Annotated in this window: 24 protein-coding genes; 11 read left to right on the top strand and 13 right to left on the bottom strand. The window is 64.6% G+C overall.

Translation table 11 applies throughout. The annotated features are described in order from the left end of the window. Positions 1-6: 6 nt before the first annotated feature. Together I6F28_RS27930 and I6F28_RS27925 are read right to left on the bottom strand one after the other, a co-directional pair. The gene (locus I6F28_RS27930) at positions 7-930 is read right to left on the bottom strand and encodes an HpcH/HpaI aldolase/citrate lyase family protein (RefSeq protein ID WP_225142208.1); all 924 of its coding nucleotides are present in this window, start codon (positions 928-930) and stop codon (positions 7-9) included. Between the two features lie 2 nt (positions 931-932). Beyond that, a complete protein-coding gene (locus I6F28_RS27925) occupies positions 933-2,099 on the bottom strand; it encodes a CaiB/BaiF CoA transferase family protein (RefSeq protein WP_225142201.1) in 1,167 nt (388 codons plus the stop codon). 359 nt (positions 2,100-2,458) lie between these two features. On the opposite strand from I6F28_RS27925, the gene I6F28_RS27920 reads away from it, so the two are divergent. Together I6F28_RS27920 and I6F28_RS27915 are read left to right on the top strand one after the other, a co-directional pair. Then, positions 2,459-2,809 (top strand): hypothetical protein, encoded by a 351-nt coding sequence (locus tag I6F28_RS27920; protein ID WP_225126779.1) that lies wholly within the window; start codon positions 2,459-2,461, stop codon positions 2,807-2,809. Positions 2,810-3,202: 393 nt separating this feature from the next. Beyond that, the gene (locus I6F28_RS27915; RefSeq protein WP_025032179.1) at positions 3,203-3,880 is read left to right on the top strand and encodes an AAA family ATPase; all 678 of its coding nucleotides are present in this window, start codon (positions 3,203-3,205) and stop codon (positions 3,878-3,880) included. Positions 3,881-3,948: 68 nt separating this feature from the next. Here the strand turns inward: I6F28_RS27915 and I6F28_RS37545 are convergent, their stop codons facing one another. The 5 genes from I6F28_RS37545 to trxB form a co-directional block, all read right to left on the bottom strand. Next, positions 3,949-4,077, bottom strand: coding sequence for a hypothetical protein (locus I6F28_RS37545; RefSeq protein ID WP_260345777.1), 129 nt, complete (start codon positions 4,075-4,077; stop codon positions 3,949-3,951). A 147-nt stretch (positions 4,078-4,224) separates the two neighbouring features. Next, positions 4,225-4,374, bottom strand: coding sequence for a hypothetical protein (locus I6F28_RS27910; RefSeq protein ID WP_167361666.1), 150 nt, complete (start codon positions 4,372-4,374; stop codon positions 4,225-4,227). Between the two features lie 290 nt (positions 4,375-4,664). Beyond that, positions 4,665-5,573 (bottom strand): 4-hydroxy-tetrahydrodipicolinate synthase family protein, encoded by a 909-nt coding sequence (locus I6F28_RS27905; RefSeq protein WP_225142200.1) that lies wholly within the window; start codon positions 5,571-5,573, stop codon positions 4,665-4,667. 446 nt (positions 5,574-6,019) lie between these two features. Then, positions 6,020-6,943, bottom strand: coding sequence for a LysR family transcriptional regulator (locus I6F28_RS27900; protein ID WP_025032176.1), 924 nt, complete (start codon positions 6,941-6,943; stop codon positions 6,020-6,022). A gap of 4 nt (positions 6,944-6,947) precedes the next feature. Next, positions 6,948-7,913 (bottom strand): thioredoxin-disulfide reductase, encoded by a 966-nt coding sequence (gene trxB, locus I6F28_RS27895; protein WP_128264079.1) that lies wholly within the window; start codon positions 7,911-7,913, stop codon positions 6,948-6,950. A gap of 267 nt (positions 7,914-8,180) precedes the next feature. Here trxB and I6F28_RS27890 point away from each other — a divergent pair, with 267 nt between their 5' ends. Next, positions 8,181-8,660, top strand: coding sequence for an Lrp/AsnC family transcriptional regulator (locus tag I6F28_RS27890; protein WP_080135441.1), 480 nt, complete (start codon positions 8,181-8,183; stop codon positions 8,658-8,660). Positions 8,661-8,899: 239 nt separating this feature from the next. Here the strand turns inward: I6F28_RS27890 and greA are convergent, their stop codons facing one another. The 3 genes from greA to I6F28_RS27875 all read right to left on the bottom strand — a co-directional run bounded on the left by greA (position 8,900) and on the right by I6F28_RS27875 (position 14,186). Beyond that, a complete protein-coding gene (gene greA, locus I6F28_RS27885; RefSeq protein WP_036009537.1) occupies positions 8,900-9,373 on the bottom strand; it encodes a transcription elongation factor GreA in 474 nt (157 codons plus the stop codon). A 213-nt stretch (positions 9,374-9,586) separates the two neighbouring features. After that, on the bottom strand, positions 9,587-13,051 hold the full coding sequence (gene carB, locus I6F28_RS27880; protein ID WP_225142199.1) for a carbamoyl-phosphate synthase large subunit: 3,465 nt from the start codon (positions 13,049-13,051) through the stop codon (positions 9,587-9,589). A gap of 433 nt (positions 13,052-13,484) precedes the next feature. Further along, the gene (locus I6F28_RS27875; RefSeq protein WP_036009540.1) at positions 13,485-14,186 is read right to left on the bottom strand and encodes a class I SAM-dependent methyltransferase; all 702 of its coding nucleotides are present in this window, start codon (positions 14,184-14,186) and stop codon (positions 13,485-13,487) included. Positions 14,187-14,291: 105 nt separating this feature from the next. On the opposite strand from I6F28_RS27875, the gene I6F28_RS27870 reads away from it, so the two are divergent. Next, complete coding sequence (locus I6F28_RS27870; protein WP_057027720.1) at positions 14,292-14,816, top strand: Dps family protein; 525 nt, start codon at positions 14,292-14,294, stop codon at positions 14,814-14,816. A 139-nt stretch (positions 14,817-14,955) separates the two neighbouring features. Here the strand turns inward: I6F28_RS27870 and I6F28_RS27865 are convergent, their stop codons facing one another. Both I6F28_RS27865 and carA read right to left on the bottom strand, forming a co-directional pair. Beyond that, positions 14,956-15,477, bottom strand: coding sequence for a cupin domain-containing protein (locus tag I6F28_RS27865; RefSeq protein ID WP_225114077.1), 522 nt, complete (start codon positions 15,475-15,477; stop codon positions 14,956-14,958). A gap of 247 nt (positions 15,478-15,724) precedes the next feature. Next, positions 15,725-16,915 (bottom strand): glutamine-hydrolyzing carbamoyl-phosphate synthase small subunit, encoded by a 1,191-nt coding sequence (carA, locus tag I6F28_RS27860; protein ID WP_225142198.1) that lies wholly within the window; start codon positions 16,913-16,915, stop codon positions 15,725-15,727. Positions 16,916-17,061: 146 nt separating this feature from the next. Here carA and I6F28_RS27855 point away from each other — a divergent pair, with 146 nt between their 5' ends. From I6F28_RS27855 to I6F28_RS27825, 7 genes are all read left to right on the top strand, one after another. Beyond that, positions 17,062-17,763: an alpha/beta fold hydrolase gene (locus tag I6F28_RS27855; protein WP_225114075.1), complete on the top strand. Its 702-nt coding sequence runs from the start codon at positions 17,062-17,064 to the stop codon at positions 17,761-17,763. A gap of 58 nt (positions 17,764-17,821) precedes the next feature. Next, complete coding sequence (locus I6F28_RS27850; protein ID WP_036009550.1) at positions 17,822-18,277, top strand: GatB/YqeY domain-containing protein; 456 nt, start codon at positions 17,822-17,824, stop codon at positions 18,275-18,277. Positions 18,278-18,498: 221 nt separating this feature from the next. Further along, on the top strand, positions 18,499-19,635 hold the full coding sequence (locus I6F28_RS27845; RefSeq protein ID WP_225142197.1) for an epoxide hydrolase family protein: 1,137 nt from the start codon (positions 18,499-18,501) through the stop codon (positions 19,633-19,635). A 183-nt stretch (positions 19,636-19,818) separates the two neighbouring features. After that, positions 19,819-21,429 (top strand): acyl-CoA synthetase, encoded by a 1,611-nt coding sequence (locus I6F28_RS27840; RefSeq protein WP_225142196.1) that lies wholly within the window; start codon positions 19,819-19,821, stop codon positions 21,427-21,429. A 26-nt stretch (positions 21,430-21,455) separates the two neighbouring features. Then, on the top strand, positions 21,456-21,923 hold the full coding sequence (locus I6F28_RS27835) for a MarR family transcriptional regulator (protein ID WP_057027726.1): 468 nt from the start codon (positions 21,456-21,458) through the stop codon (positions 21,921-21,923). 98 nt (positions 21,924-22,021) lie between these two features. After that, complete coding sequence (locus I6F28_RS27830) at positions 22,022-22,375, top strand: nuclear transport factor 2 family protein (RefSeq protein ID WP_036009556.1); 354 nt, start codon at positions 22,022-22,024, stop codon at positions 22,373-22,375. A 2-nt stretch (positions 22,376-22,377) separates the two neighbouring features. Further along, positions 22,378-22,821, top strand: coding sequence for a hypothetical protein (locus tag I6F28_RS27825; protein ID WP_225142194.1), 444 nt, complete (start codon positions 22,378-22,380; stop codon positions 22,819-22,821). Between the two features lies 1 nt (position 22,822). On the opposite strand, the gene I6F28_RS27820 is transcribed toward I6F28_RS27825, so the two are convergent. Beyond that, on the bottom strand, positions 22,823-25,051 hold the full coding sequence (locus tag I6F28_RS27820; protein ID WP_225142192.1) for an ATP-binding protein: 2,229 nt from the start codon (positions 25,049-25,051) through the stop codon (positions 22,823-22,825). Positions 25,052-25,148 lie beyond the last annotated feature (97 nt).

The following is a 25,148-nucleotide window of genomic DNA, read 5'->3' as shown; positions in this document are numbered from 1 at the left end:
CGGCCCCTACGACCCCAGCTCGATGATCCGGCGCGCCATCCGCACATTGGCGTAGTCGATCATCTTGCCGTCCAGCGTCACCGCGCCTTGGCCCTGCGCCTCGGCTTGCTCCATGGCTTCGACGATCCGCCGCGCCTGGGCCAGCTCTTCGGCCGAGGGCGTGAACGCGCGCAGCGTCGGCTCGATCTGGTCGGGGTGGATCACCTGCTTGCCGTCAAAGCCCATCGCCGCGGCCTTTTGCGCGCTGGCCTCGGTCAGCCCAGCATCGCGGAACGCGCCGCAGGGGCCGTCGATCGCGCGCAGGCCGCAGGCGCGGGCGGCGACCAGCAGGCGCATCATCGGATAGGCGAACAGGTCGAGCGGCGCTGAGGCGTAGCCGCTTTGCGCGGAGCCGACGTGGCGGTAGCCATCCGGCGAGATGCCGATGTCGGAGGTACGGGCGCCGAGCGAGGCCGCGAGGTCGCCGACGCCGAGATGCAGTGCGGCCACGCTGTCGTGGCACGCGGCGAGGGCGTCGACATTGACGAGGCCGAGCGCGGTCTCGATCAGCAGCTCGAGCGTAACAGGCGCGGCCCGATCGGGCGCGGCCGCGTGCAGCTGACCGGCGATGGCAACGATGTCACTCAACCGCTCCGCCTTCGGCACGATCAAAGCATCCAGCCGGGGCAGGGCCGCCAAGCTGCGGATCTCCTCTGCGATGAACGGGCTGTCGACGGCATTGAGCCTGACCGCGACGTGCTTGCTGCCCCAGTCGAGCGAGGACAGCGCGCGGGCGGCTTCCGTCAGCGCAACGCCCTTCTCCGCGGGCGGCACGGCGTCTTCGAGGTCCATGAACACCGCGTCCGCCGATGATGCCGCCGCCTTGGCGACGACACGGGCGCGATGCGCGGGAACGGCGAGATAAGCCCGCGTCGGGCGCTGCGAGGCCATTCTCACGTTCCCTTAACGAGGCCAAGTTCGCCGAGGATCTTCTCGTTGTGCTCGCCGACATCAGGCACCGGATCCATCCGCGGCGTCACGCCGGGAATGGTGAGCGCGGGCAGGAAGCTCATCACCGGCCCGCACGGCGATCCCACGCTTCTCACCCGCGCGCGGGCATGCAGCTGCTCATGCTGCAGGAACGCCTCGACCGAGTTCAGGTGCGCATTCGCGATCGCGGCTTCGTCCAGCAGCCGCAGCACCTCCTCGCTGGTCATCGAGGCAAAGCGCCGCTCGATATGCGCTTGCAGCTCGTCGCGGTTCTGCATGCGCAGCGGATTGGTGCGGAAGCGCAGGTCGTCGGCGAAGTCGGGGTCGCCCAGCACGATGCGGCACAGCGACCGCCATTCCCGGTCGTTCTGGATGCCGAAGAAAATGGTGTTGCCGTCGCCGACGCGGAACGGGCCGTAAGGCGCGATCGTCGCATGCTTGGCGCCGGTGCGCGGCAGCGGCCGGCCCGTACTCTCGGTGTAGAAGGCGGGATAGCTCATCCAGTCCGTGATGGAATCGAACAGCGAGGCCTGGAACGCCGTGCCCTTGCCGGTCCGTTCGCGCCGATATAGCGCCATCAGCACGCCGTTGAGGATGTACATGCCGGTGGCGATATCGACGACGGAAAGCCCGACCTTGGCCGGCTCGGCCTCCGTGCCGTTGATGGCGAGCACGCCGGCCTCGCACTGCACCAGGAGATCATAGGCCTTCTTGTCGCTGTAGGGGCCATCAGTGCCATAGCCCGAGACGTCGCAGGCAATCAGGCGCGGAAATCTGCGCAGCAGCGAAGCGGCATCGAGGCCGAGTCGCTCCGCCGCGCCCGGCGCGAGGTTCTGGATGAACACGTCCGCCCGCGGCAGCAGGGCGTCGAGCACCTTGCGGCCCTCGGGACTCTTGATGTCGATCGCAAGGCTTTCCTTGGAACGGTTGGTCCAGACGAACTGGCTCGACATGCCGTTCATGACGTGATCGTAGTCGCGGCAGAAATCGCCGCTGCCCGGCCGCTCGATCTTGATCACCCGCGCGCCCCAATCGGCGAGATGCCGGCTCGCCAGCGGCGCCGCGATCGCCTGCTCCAGCGAAACCACCGTCACACCCGACAGCGGCAGCTCCGCTTCATTCCCCGTCATGTGATTGTCCTCCTCGTGTGCGCTTTTCGACCAGCGCAGGAGACAGGCCGGCCACCCCACGCGCATCTTCTTGAGGGTGACATGATGCCCCTGTTTTGCCCGACAAGTCAAATTTGGCTTCGAAAAATCCTAAAATTTGGCGACCTGAGTGTTTGCAATGACTTGGCTACTGTGCATGGGGTTGTTTTCGCACTTTTGGTTTGGGGCCGACAACGGCGCCTTCGTTTCGTTTCCCGGAACTGCCAAGGCCCCTGACCTGTTGCCGAGAGCGCACACGTGCCGGCTTTCGCACTTGCCCTCGGTTGCCAACGAACCGCCGTTCACCCACTATTCGCGCTGACTCGTGATGGGGGGGATCGATGCCGGCGTTTCGCTTCAAGTCCTTTGCAAAGCCCGTGGCCGTTGCAAGCCTCGCGCTTGCCCTGGCCATCCTGGCGCTGCCGCGCGCCGGTTTCGCCTACACCCAGGAGGAGCAGCAGGCCTGCACGCCGGACGCGATGCGGCTGTGCGGTGAGTTCGTCCCGAACGTCGATGCCATCACCGCCTGCATGATCAAGAAGAAGGCGCAGCTCTCGCCGCAATGCGCGGTGTTCTTCCGCCGCGGACCGGCGCCGCGCGAGCAGCGCGCCGGCAAGCCGACCCAGATCGCGCCCAAGGCTGCGAAGAAGACCGCCAAGCCGGCGCCGAAGAAGAAATCCAGCCAAGGCTGAGCGCCCAGCGACCAAAGCCGCGCCATCGCGCGCTTTCCTCGTTCCGGCCCTGACATCGGCTTCGCGACAGATTGCGGACTCGTTTTGTTCGCACGAGGCCGGAAGGCTTGCATCGATTGACGGGCGTGCGCCCCTGAAAAGAAAGCGCGCGGCAGGTTGCGCGGCAAGGTTGCATTCCGCTTTTGTCCCGCGCATTGCTCAAAAAACGCACAGACGCGCGCCCGAGCGGCATTTCGATGCGGCCCGTGTCTCCGTCCTGCGAAGCAGTGTGACTCAAAAGCCAACACGTCTTGTTATTTCGTGGCTGTCGCGCAGCTCCCGACAAATTTTTCTTTCACGAATCAGCGCGCTGATTCATTTTCGCGCCCTGGGGTCAATCTGGAGGCGGAAGGTATGAACGTCATTGTTTTCGCATCACGTAAAGGCGGTTCGGGCAAGAGTACCCTCGCCGCGCATCTCGCCGCGCAGATCAAGGCGAGCAAGCAGGTCATGCTGGTTGACGCCGATCCGCAGGGCTCCCTGACGCTGTGGCACAAGCTCCGCGGCACCAACGAGCCCCCGATCAAGGCTGCCGTCAACTCCGTCAGCGGCATCGTCTCCGCGGCCAAGCGCGACGGTTATGAATGGGTGTTGATCGACACGCCGCCGAACCTGTCGGCCGTCGTCGACGACGCGATCAAGAACGCCACCATGGTGGTCATCCCGGCGCGTCCCGGCGTGTTCGACGTCAACGCCGTGCAGGAAACCATCCAGATGTGTCGCGCCGCGCGCAAGCCCTACGCGGTCGTGCTCAACGGTGCCCCGGCCAAGCGCGACGAAGCCGAAAGCCCGATCGTGACCATCGCCCGCGAAGCACTGGCGAAATTCCGCGCTCCGGTGTGGGGCGGCCAGATCACCAATCGTTCGGATTTGTTGATGGCGCTCAGCCACGGCGAAGGCGCGCGCGAATATCAGGCCGAGAGCCGTGCGGCTCAGGAAATCGCAAGACTGTGGGCGGCGATCGAGCGTTCGGTGAAGGCTATCCGCGGCACCGCGTCGGCCTCCGGCGCAATGCACAAGCAGGCAGCTTAATTTTCATTGATTATGTCGAACGGCGAAAAACGCGCGGAAGTCCGCGCGTTTTGCGTTTCTGATTTCGCTCACGCTACCATCAGCATGTAGAACACGATGACCGGCGACAGAGTCAGGATCACCGACCAGATGCCGACGGCCCAGAGAATGTCCTCGGTGCTGAAGCCCTGCTGTTCGGCGTCGAAATGCGACGCCATTTCATTCTGACTATTCACAAACGCCCCCGCGATTTCTTCGCTTATGGACGTCAGTGATAGCAGCGATGTTTTAAGATCCGGATCGCATCTGCCCGTGCATTTTGAACACAGGTGCTACCACGGATTAACCATCCTGCGCGCGCAGCTTCAGCCGACCAGCCAGACGCGAAACAGCAGCACCGGCATCAGGCCGAGCATCACGGCCCAGAACCCGAACGACGAGACGACGAGAATTCCCTTCAAGAGATCGGCGGGCGCGAACTGGCTCGCGGCCGTAGGCCGGGTGCGATACCCCATGGTCATTTCCCCTTCGGTAACTTTGGACAGAACGATAGGCGCGATTGCGTAAACGAGACGTGGATACGGATTGCAGCAGCTGCGAAGGCCGTTGGGGCGCGGTTAACCCAACGGGCACGCTTCACCCTCTCCTCTTGTGGGAGAGGGTGGCTCGCCGCGGAGCGGCGAGACGGGTGAGGGGTCTGTCTCCACACAAACAGTCTTGCGCTTGGAGAAAACCCCTCATCCGGCGCTTCGCGCCACCTTCTCCCACAAGGGGAGAAGGAAGAGCAGCGTGCACGGAGAGAAAACTACGCCGCGATCGTCATCCGTCGCTCGATCTCGCGATCGATCGTTGCCGCGAGTTCGCTGCTCACTTCCACCATCGGCAGGCGCACCTCCGGGCTGTCGATCAGGCCGGATCGCCACAGCCAGTACTTCGCCGGCGCGGGGCTCGGCTCGGCGAACAACAGCCGCGTCAGCTCGGCGACCTCGTGCCAGCGCGCCAGCGCCGCATCGTGGTTGCCGCGCTTGTGCTCGCTATAGATTGCCGCAAACGTTGCGGTCTCGACATGGGCTGAGAGCACGATGCCGCCGTCGGCGCCGTCACTGAGTGCCTCGAAGAAATTGGCGTCCTCGCCGGTGAGCACGCGAAAGCCCTTCGGCCGGTCGCGCAAGAGCGCGATCGATTGCTCCCGGCTCGCGCCGCAATCCTTCAGGCCGACGATGTTCTTGTGCTCGGCAAGGCGCAGCATGGTCTGGTTGGTGATGTTGACGGCGCAGCGATAGGGAATGTTGTAGAGCGCGATCGGCCATGCGGCGTGGTCGGCGAGCGTCTCGAAATGCGCCAGCAGGCCGCGCTGCGACGGCCGCACATAATAGGGACTGGCGATCAGGTAACCGTCGATCGGCCAGTCCGCGGTCTCGTCGAGGCGCTCTTGCAGACGCGAGGTGTCCGCACCGGACAGTCCGAGGCAGATCGGCAAGTTGCGGCCGGCGGTCGCCATCTCCTCGCGCACCACGGCGACGAGACGTTCGAGCTCGGCCGCGCGCAGTGTCATGCCTTCACCGGAGGTCGCGCCCAGGATGAGGCCGTCGATGCCGTGCGCGCAATAGTGCCGGGTCAGCCGCCGCAGCGACCTCTCGTCCAGCGCGCCGTCCTGGAACGGCGTCACCAGCGGCAACCACAGCCCGTGCAATTGGTCTCGTAGTCCGGTCATGTTTCCATCTCCTTCTCGGGAAAAATGCCTGAGACGGAGGGCACATGAAAAAACCCCGTCCAGGCGGCGGGGTTTTCGGGATTGGCTCGCGATGACGAAGTCAGCTTAGCGCGCGCAATATTCCGAGGCCCCGGGATGGGGGCCCTTTTTCGAAACGATTGCGCACGACTTCGTGATCATGGGCGAATGATGCGGGGTATGCGCGGAACTGTCAACACACGCGGAGAGCGAAGCACATTTTGACGAAAAAAAGCCGGACCCGAGGGCCCGGCTTAGGTATTGGCCACGTGAGGCCGACACAATCACCTTCCAAGAGGGATTACTGAACTCCCGCGCCACTGGAGGAGGGGGACAAATGCGCAACGCGAAGGCTCAGCGTGCAAACATTATGGGCTTGCCGAGTGCCTTGCAGCAACAGCCGAGGCCGCATGTCAGTCATGCGGAAATCAGGACGGCCAGCGTTGCGCCTTGCTCACCACGAAGTCACGGAACACCTGCACGCGCGCGACCGTCTTCAACTCCTCGGGATAGACGAAGTAGGTGTCGAGCTGGATCGAGTCCGACTCGCCGAACAGCTGCACGAGCTTGCTCTGCTCCTCGACCAGGTAATCGGGCAGGGCGGCGATGCCGAGGCCCTGCGCGCAGGCGCGCACGAGACCGAGGATGTTGTTGACCTTGAAATAGGCCTCGCGCGGACCCGAGCCGTTGCGCCCGGCTTCGATCAGCCAGTTGCGGTTCTGCAGGTGCGGCGCGAAGTTGCCGTCCGAGAGCGTGATGATGCGGTGGGAGTCGAGCTCCTCCAGCGTGCGCGGCGTGCCGAAGCGCTTGATGTATTCCGGCGAGCAATAGGCGTGGAAGCCCATCGCGAACAGCTTGCGCTGGATCAGATCCGGCTGCGTCGGCTTGCGGGTGCGGATCGCGACGTCAGCCTCGCGCATCGACAGATCGAGCTCCTCGTCGGTGACGATCAGCGAGATGCGGATCTCCGGATAGAGCGCGGTGAACTCGCCGAGCCGCGGGATCAGCCAGTTGATGCCGACGCCGGGCGTGGTGGTGATCTTGAGATCGCCGCTCGGCCGTTCGCGGCTGTCGGTCAGCTTGGCGCGCGCCGCCTGCAGCTGCATGAACACGTCATGCGCCGTGCGGAACAACAGGTCGCCCTGCTCGGTAAGGATCAGGCCGCGGGCGTGGCGGTGGAACAGCGAGACCGAGAGCTCCTGCTCCAGCGCCGAGACCTGGCGCGACACCGCCGATTGCGACAGGCCAAGCTGCTCGCCCGCATGCGTGAAGCTGCCCGCTTCCGCTGCGGCGTGAAACACCTTCAGCTTGTCCCAGTCCATATCCGTAAATCCGTCGCGTGTTCGGGGCATGATTCTATTCCGCTGCCGCGCGCTCGCTGGCGCGAAGGGCCAAGAAACGTTCGGCTTCGAGTGCGGCCATGCAGCCGAGGCCGGCGGCCGTCACGGCCTGGCGATAGGTTTCGTCGGCGACGTCGCCGGCGGCGAACAGGCCGGGCATCGAGGTCGCGGTCGAGTTCGGGGCGACCTCGATATAGCCGGAGGGTTTCAGCTTGACCTGATCCTTGACCAGCTCGGTCGCGGGCGCATGCCCGATGGCGATGAAGATGCCGTCGGCCTTGACGTCCGTGAGCGCGCCGGTCTTGACGTTCTTGAGCCGGACATGAGTGACCTTGTTGGGGTTCTCGGTGCCGCAGATCTCGTCGACCGCGGCGTCCCAGATCACCTTGATCTTCGGATGCTTGAACAGGCGCTCCTGCAGGATGCGCTCGGCCCGGAAATGATCGCGACGATGCACGATCGTGACCTGCGAGGCATGGTTGGTGAGGTACAGGGCTTCCTCGACTGCGGTGTTACCGCCGCCGACCACGATCACCTCCTTGCCACGGTAGAAGAAGCCGTCGCAGGTGGCGCAGGCCGACACGCCGCCGCCCTGGAACTTGGCTTCCGACGGCAGCCCGAGCCAGCGCGCCTGCGCGCCGGTGGCCAGGATCACGGTCTCGGCGAGATAGACGTCGCCAGAGTCGCAGGTGAGGCGGAACGGCCGCTGCGCCGTCTCCAGCTTGGTCACCAGGTCGGAGACGATCTTGGTGCCGACATGGACCGCCTGCTTCTCCATCTGCTCCATCAGCCAGGGGCCCTGGATCACGTCGGCGAAGCCTGGATAGTTCTCGACGTCGGTCGTGATAGTGAGCTGGCCGCCGGGCTGGATGCCTTGGATCAGGATCGGCTCAAGCATCGCGCGCGCGGCGTAGATCGCGGCGGTGTAGCCAGCCGGGCCGGAGCCGATGATGACGACCTTTGCATGAACAGGAGCGGACATTTCGATGGACGCCTTTCACGGGGGATTTGCAGCGCGAGCGCGGAATGTGCCGGGAGGCCTAGCGGAGGCGCTGAAATATCAGAGCTAATCTAAGCAATCTGGCGAGCCATGCAAGAATTGCATTCCCTATCGGCGGATTTTTCCAACAGGGAACAAAAGTCGATTGCGCTGCACGCGCAATAAAATTGCGCCGGCGGTGCGGATTGGGCTATGAGGATTTCGACAAGTCCACCCAATACCGCCGCAAAGGCCAGGAGTTCCAATCACGTGTCGCGGAGCCTAGACGAGATCGACCTGAAAATTCTCACCGAGATTCAGGCCGACGGTCGAATCACCAATGTCGAACTGGCCAAGCGCGTCGGCATCTCGCCGCCCCCCTGTCTGCGCCGCGTCCGGGCGCTGGAGGAGGAGGGTTACATCCACGGCTATCGCGGCCTCCTGGACGCACGCAAGCTGGGCTTCGACGTGACCGTTTTCGCCTCCGTGCACCTGTCCAGCCAGGCCGAAGCGGATTTGCGCGCGTTCGAGGAGTTCGTCCGCGCCGAGCCCCTGGTGCGGGAATGCTGGATGCTGTCCGGCGAGGTCGATTTCATCCTGAAATGCGTCGCACCCGACATGGCGACCTTCCAGGATTTCGTCACGCATCTGACGGCGGCACCGCATGTCCGCAACGTGCGCACGTCATTGGTGCTGCACAATTCGAAGTACGAGGCGGCCGTGCCGCTCGAGGTGAAGGGACGACGGTAGGGTCTTCTCCCTCTCCCCGTTCTTACGGGGAGAGGTGAAGACCAGTCCACGGTCCTCTCCGTCATTGCGAGCGGAGCGAAGCAATCCAGTGTCTTTCCGCAGAGGCAGTCTGGATTGCTTCGCTCCGCTCGCAATGACGTGTGGTGAGAACGTGTGTCCGCCACAACTCCAGCAACACGCCAAAAAGGCCGCGCACTGCGCGGCCTTTTCGAAACGTCAGCAGACGCAGCGGCAAGTCCTTACCGCCACTCCACCTTGGTGATCTCGTACGCCTTGGCGCCGCCCGGCGTGTTGACCTCGACCGTGGCGCCCTTCTTCTTGCCGATCAATGCGCGCGCGAGCGGCGAGGTGATCGAGATCCGGCCCTTCTTGGCGTCCGCCTCGACCTCGCCGACGATCTGCCACACCGTCTTCTTCTCGGTGTCTTCATCGACCAGCGTCACGGTGGCGCCGAACTTGATGGTGTCGCCGGAGAGCTTGGAGATGTCGATGATGTCGGCGCGCGCGAGCTTGTCCTCGAGCTCGGCGATGCGACCCTCATTGTGCGACTGCTCTTCCTTCGCGGCATGATATTCCGCGTTCTCCGACAGGTCTCCGTGCGAGCGCGCCTCCGCGATATGCTCGATGATCCGCGGACGGTCCACGGACTGGCGCTGCTTCAATTCTTCCCCGAGCGCGACAAAGCCGGCCTGGGTCATCGGAACCTTTTCCATCGTCTCTCTCGTCCTTCGATCGTGCGCCCCAGAATGCGGATGGGCGCCGCAACCTTGATTCGTCAGTCCTCCAGAGCCCAAAGATGGGCTGCCGGACCTTGACAGATATGGGCTTTAGCGCCGGAACAGAACCAACACCTGGCCGGATCGGTTCCTCCGGCCATTGTGGCTTCATTGCCAATCACTTAGCGGAAGCTTCGCTGCCGCTAGCGATCAGGTTTCCGAAAAGTAGCTCTGCAGGGTACGAACCTCAAGGTCCCCACCCAAATAGGCGCGGATGCCCTGCGCGGCCGCCACGGCCCCGGAAAGAGTGGTGTAATATGGCACTTTATGCAAGAGGGCCGCGCGCCGCAGCGAGCGGCTGTCGGCCAGCGCCTGCGGGCCTTCGGTGGTGTTGAAGACGAGCTGGACGTCGCCATTGGTGATGGCATCGACGATGTGCGGCCGCCCCTCCAGCACCTTGTTCACCTTCTCGGTCGGGATGCCTTGATCGGTCAGGAAGCGCGCCGTGCCCGAGGTCGCCAGCACCTTGAAGCCGAGCGAATGCAATTCGCGCACGGCATCCGCGATGCGCGTCTTGTCGCTTTCGCGCACCGAGACGAACACAGTGCCCTTGCGCGGCACCCGCGTGCCGCCGCCGAGCTGACTCTTGGCGAAGGCGACCGCAAACGAGCGGTCGATTCCCATGACCTCGCCGGTCGAGCGCATCTCGGGGCCGAGCACAGTGTCGACGCCGGGGAAGCGTGCGAACGGGAAGACCGATTCCTTGACGCCGACGTGCTTGAGCGCCGCCTTCTTCAGCTTGAAATCGGCAAGCTTCTCGCCGGCCATGATGCGCGCGGCGATCTTGGCGACCGGCGTTCCGACCACCTTGGCGACGAACGGCACGGTGCGCGAGGCACGCGGATTGACCTCGAGCACGTAGATCTCGCCGTCCTTGATGGCGTATTGCACGTTCATCAGGCCAATGACGTCGAGGCCGAGCGCGAGTTCGCGGGTCTGCCGCTCCAGCTCCTCGATCATTTTCTCATCGAGCGAGTGCGGCGGCAGCGAGCAGGCGCTGTCGCCGGAATGGATGCCGGCTTCCTCGATGTGCTCCATGATGCCGACGATGAAAGTGTCCTTGCCGTCGCACAGGCAGTCGACGTCGATTTCCGTGGCGTCCGACAGATAGCGGTCGAACAGCAGCGGGTTCTTGCCGAGCACGGTGTTGATCTGCCCGGTCTTGTCGTTCGGATAGCGCGCCTTGACATCGGCCGGCACCAGCTCCGGCAGCGTGCCGAGCAGATAATCATTGAGCTGGTTCTCCTCGCGGATGATCTGCATCGCACGGCCGCCGAGCACGTAGGACGGGCGCACCACCAGCGGCAGGCCGAGATCGGCGGAGACGAGGCGGGCCTGCTCGACCGAATAGGCGATGCCGTTCTTCGGTTGCTTGAGGCGCAGCTTGTCGAGCACGCGCTTGAAGCGGTCGCGGTCCTCGGCGAGGTCGATGGCGTCGGGTGAGGTGCCGAGAATCGGCACTTCGGCGGCTTCCAGCGCACGCGCCAGCTTCAGCGGGGTCTGGCCGCCGAACTGCACGATCACGCCGTGCAGGGTGCCGTTGCTGCGCTCCTTGGCGATGATCTCCAGCACGTCCTCGGCGGTGAGCGGCTCGAAATAGAGCCGGTCGGCGGTGTCGTAGTCGGTCGACACCGTCTCCGGATTGCAGTTGATCATGATGGATTCGTAGCCGGCGTCATGCAGCGCGAAGCAGGCGTGACAGCAGCAATAGTCGAACTCGATGCCCTGGCCGATGCGGTTGGGACCGCCGCCGAGAATGATGACCTTCTTCTTGTCGGACGGCGCGCTCTCGTCCGCGGGCAGGCCGGCGAACGGCGCCTCATAGGTCGAGTACATGTAGGCGGTCGGCGAGGCGAACTCGGCCGCGCAGGTGTCGATGCGCTTGTACACCGGGTGGACGCCGAGCGCGTGGCGCTTGGCCTTGACTTCGGCCTCCGTCGTCTCGGCCAGCACGGCGAGCCGCGCGTCGGAGAAGCCCATGGCCTTCAGCGTGCGCATGCCGAAGGCATTGCCAGGCAGGCCGTTCTTCCTGACCTTCTCCTCCATCTCGACGATGCCACGCATCTCGGCGAGGAACCACGGATCGATCTTGCAGGAGTTGAAGATGTCCTCGTTCGACCAGCCGAGCCGCATGGCCTGGGCGACCTGGAGGATGCGGTTCGGCGTCGGAGTGCCGAGCGCGGCGCGGATCGCGTTCTTGTCGTCGTCGCGGCCGAGGCCCTCGATCTCGATCTCGTCGAGGCCGGTCAATCCCGTCTCGAGCCCGCGCAGCGCCTTTTGCAGGCTTTCCTGGAAGGTGCGGCCGATCGCCATGACCTCGCCGACCGATTTCATCGAGGTGGTCAGCGTGGTCGAGGCGCCCGGGAATTTCTCGAAGGCAAAACGCGGCACCTTGGTGACGACGTAGTCGATGGTCGGCTCGAATGACGCCGGCGTGGCACCGCCGGTGATGTCATTGGCGATCTCGTCGAGCGTGTAGCCGACCGCGAGCTTGGCGGCGACCTTGGCGATCGGAAAGCCGGTGGCTTTCGAGGCCAGCGCGGAGGAGCGCGACACGCGCGGATTCATCTCGATGACGACCATGCGGCCGTCTTCGGGATTGACGCCGAACTGAACGTTGGAGCCGCCGGTCTCGACCCCGATCTCGCGCAGCACCGCCAGCGAGGCGTCGCGCATGATCTGGTATTCCTTGTCGGTCAGCGTCAGCGCCGGCGCCACCGTGATGGAATCGCCGGTGTGCACGCCCATCGGATCGAGGTTCTCGATCGAGCAGACGATGATGCAATTGTCTTTCTTGTCGCGCACCACCTCCATCTCGTACTCTTTCCAGCCGAGCACGGACTCCTCGATCAGCACTTCGTTGGTGGGAGACGCGTCAAGGCCGCGCTCGATGATGTCGAGGAACTCTTCCTTGTTGTAGGCGATGCCGCCGCCGGTGCCACCCATCGTGAAGGAGGGGCGGATGATCGCGGGCAGGCCGATCTCGGACAGCGCCATCATGGCCTGGCCGAAGGCGTATTCCTGGTAGCGCTTGCGACGCTCGCTCTCGCCGAGCGTCCACTGCCGGTCGAGCTCTTCGAGCGCGGCGCCCGACAGCTTCTCGCGTTCGGCCTGGTACTTCTCGCGGAACGACTTCTTCAGCTCGGAGGCGTTGGCGAGCCGAGACTTCGGCGTCTCGAGCCCGATCTTGGTCATGGCCTCGCGGAAGAGCTGGCGGTCTTCCGCCTTGTCGATGGCATCGGCGGTGGCGCCGATCATCTCGACGTCGAACTTCTCCAGCGTGCCCTGGCGGCGCAGCGACAGCGCGCAGTTCAGCGCGGTCTGGCCACCCATGGTCGGCAGCAGCGCGAAGCCGCCGGGGACGACGTGACGTTCCTTCTCGATGATCTTGGCGACGATCTCGGGCGTGATCGGCTCGATATAGGTCGCATCCGCCAATTCCGGGTCGGTCATGATGGTGGCCGGGTTGGAATTGACGAGGACGATGCGATAGCCCTCTTCCTTCAGCGTCTTCACCGCCTGCGTGCCCGAATAGTCGAACTCGCAGGCCTGGCCGATCACGATGGGACCGGCGCCGATGATCAGGATGGTCGAGATGTCGGTTCGTTTGGGCATCACCGCTCACGGGCTGGGATCTGGGCACAAAAAAAGGGCGCGCTTGCCGCGCGTCCCCATTTGGCGAGAGCGCGGGGTCTCCCTCGCGCGCGGGTGGGTCTTAAACCAGTTTTTGGAGCGGCGAAACCCCGAAAAACGCCCATCAACCGCCAATTTTCAGGGGTTTGACGGTGCGTTGCCGGCATCGTCGGGGCGGGCGGGCAGTCCGTCTCCGCTTCCGCTATGCTCCAGCTACGCCGGACACGCTTCGCCCCTTCGGGTCTTGCGTGGCTGCGCCACGCGTAGCCCCGCAGGGGCGAAGCGTGGAGACCCGGCCTGGATTTGAACCAGGATGAAGAGCGATGCACCGCCCCCGCGTAGACATTTCCGCCACCGGGCCATCAGGATTATTCCCGATCGGCGTGCGCCAGGCCACCTCAGCTGATCGTTATGCTTAACGGACCAGAGGCGGCCTCGCGATGAAGGTCATGCGCCAGCGGTTGTGCCCGATATTGCTGTGGGCGCGCTGGACCGCGAAGCCCGCCGCCTTCAGCTTGGCCGTGATCTCGTCCTCGCTGTAGCGCTGCAGTCCGATCTTCGAGCGCAGCTGGCGATAATCCGACAGCGCGGTGCTGATCAGCCCGATCAGCGCGTCCTTCAGAAATCCGTGACGCAGGCCGAACCCGAGCAGCGCCATCACGTCCCTGACCATGCCGACATTGGGCTGTAGAATGTCGCCCAGCACCAGCTTGCCGGAGGGTTTCAGGATGCGGCGGGTGTTCAATAGCGCCGCATCGAGCTCGTCCGGCGTCATGTATTGTGCGACCGAGTTCATCACGACGAGATCGATCGACTGATCCTGCATCTTGCGGACGTCCTCGAGCGAGCGGACGCGGATCTTGGTGTTTGGGGCAAACCGCGCGATCAGCCGGCCGCGCACGCCCGGCGCGGGCTCGGCCAGGATCAGCATGCCGCAGGCGGCCGCCACCTGGCTCGCCGACAGCGCTTCGCCGCAGGCATAGTCCAGCACCGTCGCATCGGGCGAGGGGATGTAGCCGATGATGTCCCGCGCAATGATCTGGAAGTGCAAGTCGCGATGCAGCTTGCTGACATAGATCGTATGCGTCGAGTCGTAATAATCGATCCAATCGTCCATTGGTATCCCGCCCAGGGGTTCCTATCTAGGAACCGCGCTGCCCACCTTGCGTTAGGGGTGCGGCGGCGCGCCGTCAATGTCCGCGTCCTAACAGGAAGGTCTCCCGTGAGCAAAACCAACAACAAGGTCTCGCCCGAACTCGATACCCCCACGGATCTGTCGCCCGACGGGGTCAAGAAAGTCTCTGAGGCGCTCAACGTGCTTCTGGCCGACGCGTTCGCGCTTTATCTGAAGACCAAGAATTTTCACTGGCACATCAGCGGGCGCCACTTCCGCGATTACCACCTGCTGCTCGACGAGCAGTCCGACCAGATCTTCGCCACCACCGACCAGCTCGCCGAGCGCGTCCGCAAGATCGGCGGCACCACGCTGAGGTCGATCGGCCAGGTCGCAAAGCTCCAGACCATCAAGGACAACAACGAGGACTACGTCCCGCCGCGCGAGATGCTGCGCGAGCTGATGCAGGACAACAAGCACGTCGCTGCCGCGATGCGCAAGGCGCACGACGTCTGCGACGAGGCCGGCGACGTCGCCAGCGCCAGCATTTTGGAGAACTTCATCGACGAGACCGAGCGCCGCACCTGGTTCCTGTTTGAAGCGACGAGGCAGGAGGGCGGCAACGAGGCGTAACGGGATGCGTAGGGTGGGTTAGCCTCACAGAAGCGCGAAGCGCATCTGCAAGGCGTAACCCACCACTGTCTCTGTCCGCGGAAACAGAAGAGGTGGATTACGCCTTTGGCTAACCTACCCTACTGCACCACGCTTGTGGCTACCGCCACAGCCGCATCAGCGCGCCGTCCTTTCCCGTTACGGGATCAGCGGGCGGCAGCGCCACTTGCGGAATCGTCTTCAGCGCTTTCGCATGGTTCTCCGGCGTTGCGCGCGTGATCTCCATTTTTGCGCCTGGCGGATAGGCGCCGATCACGCAAAAATCATCGCTCGCCTTGATGCATTGATGTCCGGTGCCGGCGGGCAGGATCGCAACGTCGCCGGCCTTGATCTGAAGCTCCTGGCCGTGATCGCCGCCGAAACGCACGCGGGCGCTGCCGCGCGCGACGCCGAGCACCTCATGCACCGTCGCATGATAATGCAGATAATCGTAGACGCCGTTGCGCCACGTCCCGCCCCAGCCGTTCGCTTCGAACAGATTCTCGATGGTCTCTTCCGGGCGCTTTGGGTCGAGCTTCACCGCGCCCTGGTAGACCAGGAACGGAAGGATGTTGTTCGGCACGAGCCCGTCATCCTCGAAAACAATGGCGAGCGGCTCGGCCTTGTCGCGGACGACGGACATGGCTGTGCTCCTGCGCAAGAATAGCAGGGATCAACCAAACGCGTGCGGCGACGTTCCTCGTTCCACCGTCATTCCGGGGCGACGCGCAGCGTCGAGCTATGATGCGCAATTGCGCATCAGAGAATCCATCGCGCTGCAAAGTCTGTTGCCAGATGGATTCCGGGCTCGCGCTACGCGCGCCCCGGAATGACGAAAAAGTCCCGGCGAGCCCGGACTTTTGTGGTGAAGTATCCGTGGAGAACGCGCCTTACGCCCTCTTCCTCTGCCGCATCAGGTCGGCGAAGCGCTGGAACAGGTAATGCGAGTCGCGCGGGCCGGGTGAGGCCTCGGGATGGTATTGCACGGAGAATACCGGCTTGCCGTCGAGCTGGATGCCGCAATTGGATCCATCAAACAAGGAAATGTGGGTCTGCGTCGCGCCCTTCGGCAGCGTCGTCTCGTCCACGGCAAAGCCGTGGTTCATCGAGGTGATCTCGACCTTGCCGGTGGTCTCGTCCTTCACGGGGTGATTCGCCCCGTGATGGCCCTGATGCATCTTCTTGGTCTTGGCGCCGACGGCAAGGCCCAGCATCTGGTGGCCGAGGCAGATGCCGAAGGTCGGCGTGCCCGACTTGATCACGTCGCGGATCACGGGCACCGCATATTTGCCGGTCGCAGCCGGATCGCCCGGACCGTTGGACAGGAACACGCCGTCCGGCTTCATTGCCAGGATGTCTTCGGCCGGGGTCGTCGCCGGCACCACCGTCACCTTGCAGCCGACGCCGGCGAGCAGGCGCAGGATGTTGCGCTTGATGCCGTAGTCGATGGCGACGACGTTGAACTCGGGCTTGTCCTGGCGGCCGAAGCCCTTGTCCCAGGCCCAGGGTGTCTCGTCCCAGGTGAAGCGCTGGCCGCTCGTCACCATCGGCACGAGGTCCATGCCTTCGAGCCCCGGCCACTCGCGCGCCTCTTCCTTGAGGCCGTGCAAATCGAACTCGCCAGACTTCGAGTGCGCGATCACGGCGTTGGGCATGCCCTTGGAGCGGATCAGCGCGGTCAGCGCGCGGGTGTCGATGCCGGAGAGGCCGATGATGCCGCGGGCCTTGAGCCAGGCATCGAGATGCTTGGTGGCGCGGTAGTTCGAGGGATTGGTGATCGCGGTGCGCAGGATCACGCCGCGCGCGCCGGGCGTCGCGGCCATGTTCACCGTCTCGATGTCGTCCTCATTGGTGCCGACATTGCCGATATGCGGGAAGGTGAAGGTGATGAGCTGGCCGGCATAGGAGGGATCGGTCAGGATCTCCTCATAGCCGGTCATTGCGGTGTTGAAGCAGACCTCGCCGACGGCGTGGCCCTCGGCGCCGAGACCAAAGCCCTCCAGCACCGTGCCGTCGGCAAGCACGAGGAGCGCGGTCGGTTTGTGGTCCGGCCAGGCGGGATCGTTGTCATGTTGTGTCATGAGCCCGCTTCATAAGCCCCCCGCGTGTGCACGTCAAAGCGAGAGAGGGCCGATTCACATGCGTTTTTGCATATTTGACAGGCCTCCTCCCACCCTTAAGCTCGGACGCACAATTTCCGGCAATTTCCTGGGCTTGCGAGGCAATAATGGACCAGACCACCCCCATTGTGCTGGTTCCGGGGCTGGCGTCCTCGGCCCGGATCTATGCGCCCGTGATCCCTGCGCTCTGGCGTTTCGGGCCGGTGACTGTCGCCAACCACATCCGCGACGACAGCATGGTTGCGATCGCCCGCCGCATCCTCGCCGAGGCGCCGCCGCGCTTCGCCCTCGCCGGCCATTCCATGGGTGGCTACATCGCCTTCGAGATCATGCGCCAGGCCAGCGAGCGCGTGACAAAACTCGCGCTGATCAACACGCAGGCGCGGCCCGACTCGCCGGAGGCCACCGCGCGCCGCCGCGCTCAGATGGAGCGCGCCAGACGCGGCGAGCTGCGCGCCGTGCGCGAGGAGAGTTTTCCGGAGCTCGTGCATCCGTCGCGGCGCGACGATGCCGAGATTCTCAGGCTCGTGCATGCGCAGGACGAGGACGTCGGCGTCGAAGGCTATCTGCGGCAGCAGACCGCGATCATCGCACGGGTGGATTCGCGCTCCTTGCTGGCGACGATCACATGCCCGACGCTGGTGCTGACGGGCGATGCCGACAACACCATCCCCAACGCCTTCTCCAAGGAGATGGCCGAAGGCATCGCCGGCGCCAGGCTCGTGATTCTCGATCGCTGCGGGCACCTGCCGCAAGCCGAACAGCCGGAGGCGACGGTTCAGGCGCTGACCGAATGGCTGGGGAGCTAGGTTGTGCGACGGCCGCAAAGGGCCTAGATCAGGCGTTTATATCGAAGGGATCACGATGATGCTGCGCGACGACATCAACAATGCGGTCAAGGAGGCCATGAAGGCCAAGGACGAGCGCAAGCTGTCCACGCTGCGCATGGTCAACTCGACCATCAAGAACGCCGACATCGACGCGCGCGGCAGCGGCAAGCCGCCGTTGTCGGACGCTGACATACTCGCGGTGCTGCAGAAGATGATCAAGCAGCGTCAGGAGGCGGTCGAGCTCTACGACAAGGGCGGCCGCGCCGAGCTTGCCGCGCAGGAGCGCGAGGAGATCGCGGTGATCTCGGCGTATCTGCCGAAGCAGATGTCCGATGACGACGTGAAGAAGGCGATCGCGGATGCGATTGCCGAGACCGGCGCTGCCGGCATGAAGGACATGGGCAAGGTGATCGCCGTGCTGCGCGCGAAGTACGCAGGGCAAATGGATTTCGGCAAGGCGTCTGGTCTCGTGAAGGCAGCGCTGTCGGGCTAGCTTCTTCCCCTCTCCCCTTGTGGGAGAGGGTGGCTCGCCGCGTAGCGGCGAGACGGGTGAGGGGTCTTTCTCCGCGAGCGATCCTCTCCCAGTAGTTCACGCGGATAGAGACCCCTCATCCGGCGCTTCGCGCCCCCTTCTCCCACAAGGGGAGAAGGGGCACCTTTGATGCCGCATAGGTTCGGTCTACTCTCCCGGCAGAAACAAATCGGGAGCAACCGATGACCGCCATCAATCCATTTCGCATCGCCATCGGCGACGACGTCCTCGCCGACCTGAAGTCACGCCTCGCCCGCACGCGCTGGCCGGAGGCCGAGCTGGTCGACGACTGGAGCCAGGGCGCGCCGCTGAAATGGATCCAGGAGATCTGCACCTATTGGGCCAACGCGTATGACTGGCGCTCGCGCGAGGCAAAGCTCAATCGCTTTGCGCAGTTCACCACCGAGATCGACGGCCTCGACATCCACTTCATTCATGCGCGCTCGAAAGAAGCCAACGCGCTTCCGTTGATCATCACCCATGGCTGGCCCGGGTCGATCGTCGAGTTCCAGAAGGTGATCGCGCCGCTCACCGATCCCGCCGCGCATGGCGGCAATCCCGCCGACGCCTTTCACGTGATCTGCCCCTCGCTGCCGGGCTTCGGCTTCTCGGCCAAGCCAAGGACCACCGGCTGGGGCGTCGATCGCATTGCCGCGACCTGGGGCAAGCTGATGGACCGCCTGGGCTACGCGCGCTACGGCGCGCAAGGCGGCGACTGGGGCTCGGCGGTGACGACCTCGCTCGGCGCGCAGGACGCTGAGCATTGCGCCGGCATCCACATCACGCTCGCCTTCAACGCGGCGCCGAAGATCGAGAGCGAGCCGACGCCAGAGGAGAAGCGGGCGCTGGTCGGCCTCAAGCATTATGTCGATCTCGATTCCGGCTATTCCAAGCAGCAATCGACGCGGCCGCAGACGCTCGGCTATGGCCTGACCGATTCGCCGAGCGGGCAGGCCGCGTGGATCCTGGAAAAATTCTGGGCCTGGACCGATTGCAATGGCCACCCCGAGAACATCTTCAGCAAGGACGAGCTGCTCGACAACGTCATGCTCTATTGGGCGACGCAGACGGCGACCTCGTCGGCGCGGCTCTATTGGGAGAGCTTTGGCAAGCGCCGCACCACGCCGGTGGTGAAGGTGCCGACGGGCGTCGCGGTGTTTCCGAAGGAGATCATCACGCCGGTGCGGCGCTGGATGGAGCCGAACTTCCATGCCATCACACATTGGAGCGAGATGGAGAAGGGCGGTCACTTCGCGGCATTCGAGCAGCCGGAGCTGTTCGTGCAGGATGTCCGGAAGTTTTTTGCGACGGTGCGGTAGCCTCCGCCGTCATTCCGGGGCGACGCGCCAGCGTCGAACCCGGAATCCATCAAGCGGCGTTTCCTGTGGCCCGATGGATTCCGGGCTCGCCCTTCGGGCGCCCCGGAATGACGGCGAGGGACTTGTCCCGTGCGCCCGCGGCCCTAGACTGAACGATAATAAGACACCGGAAACGACCATACCATGCTGACCGAAGCCGCAACCTACGACGAACTCTATCGCAATTTCCGTTGGGATATCCCCGCGCGCTTCAACATCGCGGAAGCGTGCTGCGATCGCCATGCCGACGGCACCGGCCGGCTTGCGCTGATCTATGTCGACGACACCGGCGCCACCAGCCGCACCACCTTCGACGAGATCGCGGAGATGTCGCGCCGCTTCGCCAGTGTGCTGAAGGCGGACGGGCTGGTCCGCGGCGACCGCGTCGCGGTGTTCCTGTCGCAGTCGGTGGAATTGCCGATCGTGCATATGGCGGCGTTTCGCTCGGCCCTGATCTCGATCCCGCTGTTCGCCCTGTTCGGCGAGGACGCGCTGGAATTCCGTCTGTCGAATTCGCAAGCCAAGGCGATCGTCACCGACGAAGCCGGCTGGGAAAAGCTGTCCAAGATCCGCGACCGCCTGCCGGAGCTGAGGAACGTCTACATCGTCGGCGCGCGCGTGCCCGCCGGCACGACATCGTTCTGGGATGCGGTGAAGGCCGCTTCGCCCGACTTTACGCGCGCGGACACCTCGGCCGACGATCCCGCCCTGATCATCTACACCTCCGGCACGACGGGTAACCCGAAGGGCGCGCTGCATGCGCATCGTGTCGTGCTCGGCCATCTGCCGAACGTGGAGATGTGCCACAACTTCTTGCCCAAGCCCAGCGATCTCATGTGGACGCCGGCGGATTGGGCCTGGATCGGCGGGCTCATCAACGGCCTGCTCGCGTTCTGGTACCACGGCATTCCCCTGGTCGGCCATCGCGCGCGGAAATTCGAGCCGCAGGCGGCGATGCAGATGATGGCCGATCTTGCCGTCCGCAACGTCTTCCTGCCGCCGACGGCGCTGAAGCTGATGCGGCAGGCCGGCGTCAAGCATTCCGGCGTCAAGCTGCGCAGCATCTTCACCGGCGGCGAATCGCTCGGGGGTGAATTGCTCGGCTGGGTGCGCGAGACGTTTGGTGTCGACGCGCATGAGGTGTTCGGCCAGACCGAGTGCAACCTCGTGATCGGCAGCAACGCGAACCTGTTTCCGATCCGCCCGGGTTCGATGGGCAAGGCGACGCCGGGCTTCGATGTCCGCATCGTCAACGACAAGGGCGAGGAATTGCCGCGGGGGCAGCGCGGCATCATCGGCGTGCGCCAGCCGTGCCCCGTCACCATGCTCGAATATTGGCGCAATCCGGAGGCGACCGCGAAGAAATATGCCGGCGACTTCCTGCTCACCGGCGATCTCGGAGTGCAGGACGAGGACGGCTATTTCTGGTACGTCAGCCGCGAGGACGACGTCATCACCACCGCCGGCTATCGCGTCGGCCCCTCCGAGATCGAGCACACGCTGATGAAACATCCGTCGGTGGCCATGGCTGCGGTGGTCGGCATTCCCGATCCGATCCGCACCGAATCGATCAAGGCCTGGATCGTGCTGCGTCCGGGCTTTGCCGGCAGCGACACGCTCGCGCGCGAGATTCAGGACTTCGTCAAGGTGCAGCTCGCCGCGCACGAATATCCGCGCTTCGTCGAATTCACGGAGACGCTGCCGATGACGGCAACAGGCAAGGTGCTGCGCCGCGAGCTGCGGGCCAAAGGCTGACTTCTTACAAGGGCTAGCTTCCGACCATGGCAAAGACGTCTCAAGCCGCGGGGCTTCACCGCGCCTCGCTTGCAAAGCTGCACGAGCTCGATACGGCGCTGGAGCTCATGTATTACGGCTGGCGCGGCATGACGCTTGAGGCCGACGCATATCTGGCCAAGCAGGGCCTGTCGCGTCCGCACCATCGCATCCTCTACGTTGTGGCGCGCCGGCCCGACATCGCCATCGGCGCGCTGATCGAGATCCTCGGCATTTCCAAGCAGGCCCTCAACCGGCCGCTCAATCTGCTGCTGGAGCGCAAGCTCCTGACCTCGAAGCGGGCGCCGGAGCAGCACCGCTCGAAATTGCTGCGCCTGACGGAAGCGGGGCGGCGCATCGAGCAACGGGCCTCGGACCACGAGCGCCAGGTCCTGCGCGAGGCGTTCGCGCGCGCCGGGGCGAGCGGTGCGGCCGGATGGATCGGCGTGATGGAGGCGATCGCCGACAACAACTGACCTAAATCTCAAGTCAACATAGTTGACATGAGGCGCGCGCTTTGCCACCTTCCGGGCCACAAGCCGAAGGGAGGATCCGTGTCGTGAGCGGACAGGCAATGGACCGCGCGGCCGCTGCAAGCTTCGTCGCGGCATGGTGCGCGAACTGGTGCAAAGTGGACATCGACGCGGTCGTCGCCCATTTCGCCGACGATGCGCAGATGCGCAGCCCTCTCGCGCTCACCCTGACGGGGTCTCCGACCGTCACCGGCGCTGAGAACATTCGCGCCTACTGGCGGAAAGCCTACGGCCACATCGAAAGTGCCGACCTGAAGATCCTGGATTGGAGCTGGGACGAGGCGATCGCGCGACTGACGGTGTGGTGGCAGTTGGGCGATACGCGCGCCAGCGAGTTCATGGATTTCGACGATGCGGGCCGTGTGGTGCGCAGCGAAGCCTTCTACGGGAAATGACCATGCGATTTTCGGATATCGTCCTGCTTCTCAACACGCTCTGGTTCGTGGGCGCGTTCATCCAGTTCAGCATCGCGCAAACCAACACGTTGAAGATCCTGCTGCCGCGAGAGGAGCGCAGCAATCCGATCGCGCCGACCCTTGCAGCGAGCGTCGCGTTTCTCGGCGGCATGAATCTGCCGATCGGGCTCTTGTCGCTCTATCTTCTGGCCGCCCGTCCGTCCTTCTTCCAACCGGTCGAAGCGCAGCTCGCGCTGTTCCTGTTCTTTGCCGCCTGCCATTTCAGCCAGTTCGCCTATAACGTCCCGGTGCTGATGCGCGGCGGCCGCGTCGGGGTGGCCTATTGGCCGGTGTTGAAGGGCCCGATGCTCCGGATCTTCGTGATCGATGCGGCTCTGTTCGCCGCTAATCTCGCAGTGGCGCTGCAGCTCACCGTCGCGTCCTGATCTAGCGCGGCGGCTCCGAGAGGGCCGCGCGCAGCATCGCGGCGAGCTCCTTGCGCCGGAACGGCTTGGTCAGAATGCGCGCGTCGATCCCGTCGGGCGTCTTGACCGGATCCTGGCTGTAGCCGGACGTGAAGAGCACCTTGAGGCCAGGCCGCAGTTGAACGGCCTGCCTCGCCAGCTCCGGCCCGAACATGCCGCCGGGCATCACGACGTCGGTGAACAGCAGCTGGATGTCCGCGGACTGGCGCAGCACGTCCAGCGCCGCGGGTCCGTTTGCCGTCGTGATGACGCGGTAGCCGAGCGCCTTCAGCTCGTTCTCGACATAGGCGCGCACCATGTCGTCGTCCTCGACGACGAGGATCGTTTCGTATCCCTCGGGTGCGGCGACACGCGCTGCCGGTGACGGCTCCTCGCTCGACGACGTCGGCAGGCGAGGAAAGAACAGCCTGACCACGCTGCCTTGACCCGGTTCGGACTGCATCTGCACGAGTCCGCCGGATTGTTGCGCAAATCCGTAGACCATGCTGAGGCCAAGGCCGGTGCCCTTGCCGACCTCCTTGGTGGTGAAGAACGGCTCGAACGCGCGCTGCAACACCTCGCTGCTCATGCCGGACCCGGTATCCTTCACGGCCAGCATGACGTAGTCGCCGGGCCGCGGCTCGCCGTTGACGTCGAGGTCGGATTCACCGAGCGATGCATTCCGCACCTCGACCATCAGCTTGCCGCCGTCAGGCATCGCGTCGCGCGCGTTGAGCACGAGGTTGAGCACGGCCGTCGCCAATTGGCCGGGATCGACGCTGGCGAGCCAGAGATCCGGCGCGAACGTGAAGCTGGATTCGATGTGCTCGCCCAGGGTCCGCTGCAGAAGCTGCTTCATGCCGGTCACCTGCTCGGCGATGTCGATCTCGCGCGGCCGCAGCGGCTGCTTGCGCGCGAAGGCGAGCAGGCTCCGCGTCAGGTCGGATCCCCGCTCGGCGGCGGTCGCAATGTCGTCGGCGATCCGGTGCAATTCCTCGTTGCCCGCAAGCCTGTCGGCGAGGTGCTCGGAATTGCCGAGAATGACGGTCAGGAGATTGTTGAAATCGTGCGCCACGCCGCCCGTGAGCTGGCCCATGGCTTCCATCTTCTGCGACTGGCTGAGCTTGTGGCTGAGATCGGCGATGGCGGCGCGCTGCTGCTCGAGCGATTCGGCCGTGCTGTTGAGCAGCGTCATCAACCCGCCGAGCTCGCCCCCCGGGTGGGGCTCCGGAATGCGCGCGCTGAGATCGCCGTGCCCCAGGCTCTTCGCCATGGCAGCGAGCCGCCCGACCTGCCGTCCGATGCTCACCGTCGTGAGGATCCAGAGGCCGGCGAGGAGCAGCAGCGAGGCCACCGCCAGGATCGCCATGTCCTCGTAAAGCCGGCGGTTCGCTGCCGCGATCAGTCCGTCCTTGGACCGCCCCACCAAGATATAGAGTCCGGCCTTGCGGATCGCGGGCGAACGGGCAACGCCCCAGATCTGCGTGCGGCCGTCGCGATCGGCGATCTCCCGGAATGGTTCGCCGTCGGGATCTGCCGCGAAGCGGAACAGGTCGGAGCCCGCAATGGAGCCGCCGATGGGTACGCTCCAGCCGCCGCGCTTGGGGGCGGCCAGGACCGTGCCCTTGGCGTCGACGAGCAGGATGTCCTTCTCGGCGAGCAGCCGCTTGTCGTGAAACTCCGCGAACTTGTTCAGGTTGAAGGACGCCAGCAGCACGAATTTCAGCGCGCCTGTATCCGATCGCACCGGATAGGCGATCTGCAGCACCGACAGCCCGGTGAGGCGGCCGAACACCGGTTCCACCGCGACGAGGCCGTGAAGAGTCTGGACCTCTTTGAAATAGCCGCGGTCGTTCAGGTCGAGCGTGCGGTTGGTCCGCAGCGAGTCGCAGAACAGCCTGCCGTCGGGATCGATGGTCAGGATACCCGTGAACTGCGGATATTCCTCGCGGACATCCGACAGAAACGCCGAGCATGCCGCCTTGTCGCGCGTGTCGAGGTCGCGGGCGCGGGCGAGCCCGTAATGAAGCTGGGCAGTCCCCTGGATCTTCTCGCCGAGATCGCTGGCGATGTCGTCGGCGGATGCGGCGAGATTGGCCAGCGCCGCGTCGATCTCGCTCGTCCGGTTCTGCACGAAGCGCAGCCCGACCAGAATCGCCGGCACAAGCATGGCCGCGATGACGAGGATAAGTAACCGGGTACGCAGGCTCATCGGTGGGCGATCGGCTCTCGGGCGACGGTATTCGGAGGTGCAATTTGCGGCACGATCATCTGCCCCGTCCATAGCGGTCGGTGCAAAAATCGCGCGA

The organism is Bradyrhizobium sp. NBAIM14 (assembly GCF_020193895.1).
GTDB lineage: Bacteria > Pseudomonadota > Alphaproteobacteria > Rhizobiales > Xanthobacteraceae > Bradyrhizobium > Bradyrhizobium yuanmingense.
This window is presented reverse-complemented; position numbering and strand designations above follow the sequence as displayed.

Bases quoted from the DNA above. Each gene is read 5' to 3' on its own strand.
- I6F28_RS27930 (WP_225142208.1), bottom strand. From the start codon at position 930: ATGGCCTCGCAGCGCCCGACGCGGGCTTATCTCGCCGTTCCCGCGCAT.
- I6F28_RS27925 (WP_225142201.1), bottom strand. From the start codon at position 2,099: ATGACGGGGAATGAAGCGGAGCTGCCGCTGTCGGGTGTGACGGTGGTT.
- I6F28_RS27920 (WP_225126779.1), top strand. From the start codon at position 2,459: ATGCCGGCGTTTCGCTTCAAGTCCTTTGCAAAGCCCGTGGCCGTTGCA.
- I6F28_RS27915 (WP_025032179.1), top strand. From the start codon at position 3,203: ATGAACGTCATTGTTTTCGCATCACGTAAAGGCGGTTCGGGCAAGAGT.
- I6F28_RS37545 (WP_260345777.1), bottom strand. From the start codon at position 4,077: ATGGCGTCGCATTTCGACGCCGAACAGCAGGGCTTCAGCACCGAGGAC.
- I6F28_RS27910 (WP_167361666.1), bottom strand. From the start codon at position 4,374: ATGGGGTATCGCACCCGGCCTACGGCCGCGAGCCAGTTCGCGCCCGCC.
- I6F28_RS27905 (WP_225142200.1), bottom strand. From the start codon at position 5,573: ATGACCGGACTACGAGACCAATTGCACGGGCTGTGGTTGCCGCTGGTG.
- I6F28_RS27900 (WP_025032176.1), bottom strand. From the start codon at position 6,943: ATGCCCCGAACACGCGACGGATTTACGGATATGGACTGGGACAAGCTG.
- trxB (WP_128264079.1), bottom strand. From the start codon at position 7,913: ATGTCCGCTCCTGTTCATGCAAAGGTCGTCATCATCGGCTCCGGCCCG.
- greA (WP_036009537.1), bottom strand. From the start codon at position 9,373: ATGGAAAAGGTTCCGATGACCCAGGCCGGCTTTGTCGCGCTCGGGGAA.
- carB (WP_225142199.1), bottom strand. From the start codon at position 13,051: ATGCCCAAACGAACCGACATCTCGACCATCCTGATCATCGGCGCCGGT.
- I6F28_RS27875 (WP_036009540.1), bottom strand. From the start codon at position 14,186: ATGGACGATTGGATCGATTATTACGACTCGACGCATACGATCTATGTC.
- I6F28_RS27865 (WP_225114077.1), bottom strand. From the start codon at position 15,477: ATGTCCGTCGTCCGCGACAAGGCCGAGCCGCTCGCCATTGTTTTCGAG.
- carA (WP_225142198.1), bottom strand. From the start codon at position 16,915: ATGACACAACATGACAACGATCCCGCCTGGCCGGACCACAAACCGACC.
- I6F28_RS27855 (WP_225114075.1), top strand. From the start codon at position 17,062: ATGGACCAGACCACCCCCATTGTGCTGGTTCCGGGGCTGGCGTCCTCG.
- I6F28_RS27850 (WP_036009550.1), top strand. From the start codon at position 17,822: ATGCTGCGCGACGACATCAACAATGCGGTCAAGGAGGCCATGAAGGCC.
- I6F28_RS27845 (WP_225142197.1), top strand. From the start codon at position 18,499: ATGACCGCCATCAATCCATTTCGCATCGCCATCGGCGACGACGTCCTC.
- I6F28_RS27840 (WP_225142196.1), top strand. From the start codon at position 19,819: ATGCTGACCGAAGCCGCAACCTACGACGAACTCTATCGCAATTTCCGT.
- I6F28_RS27835 (WP_057027726.1), top strand. From the start codon at position 21,456: ATGGCAAAGACGTCTCAAGCCGCGGGGCTTCACCGCGCCTCGCTTGCA.
- I6F28_RS27830 (WP_036009556.1), top strand. From the start codon at position 22,022: ATGGACCGCGCGGCCGCTGCAAGCTTCGTCGCGGCATGGTGCGCGAAC.
- I6F28_RS27825 (WP_225142194.1), top strand. From the start codon at position 22,378: ATGCGATTTTCGGATATCGTCCTGCTTCTCAACACGCTCTGGTTCGTG.
- I6F28_RS27820 (WP_225142192.1), bottom strand. From the start codon at position 25,051: ATGAGCCTGCGTACCCGGTTACTTATCCTCGTCATCGCGGCCATGCTT.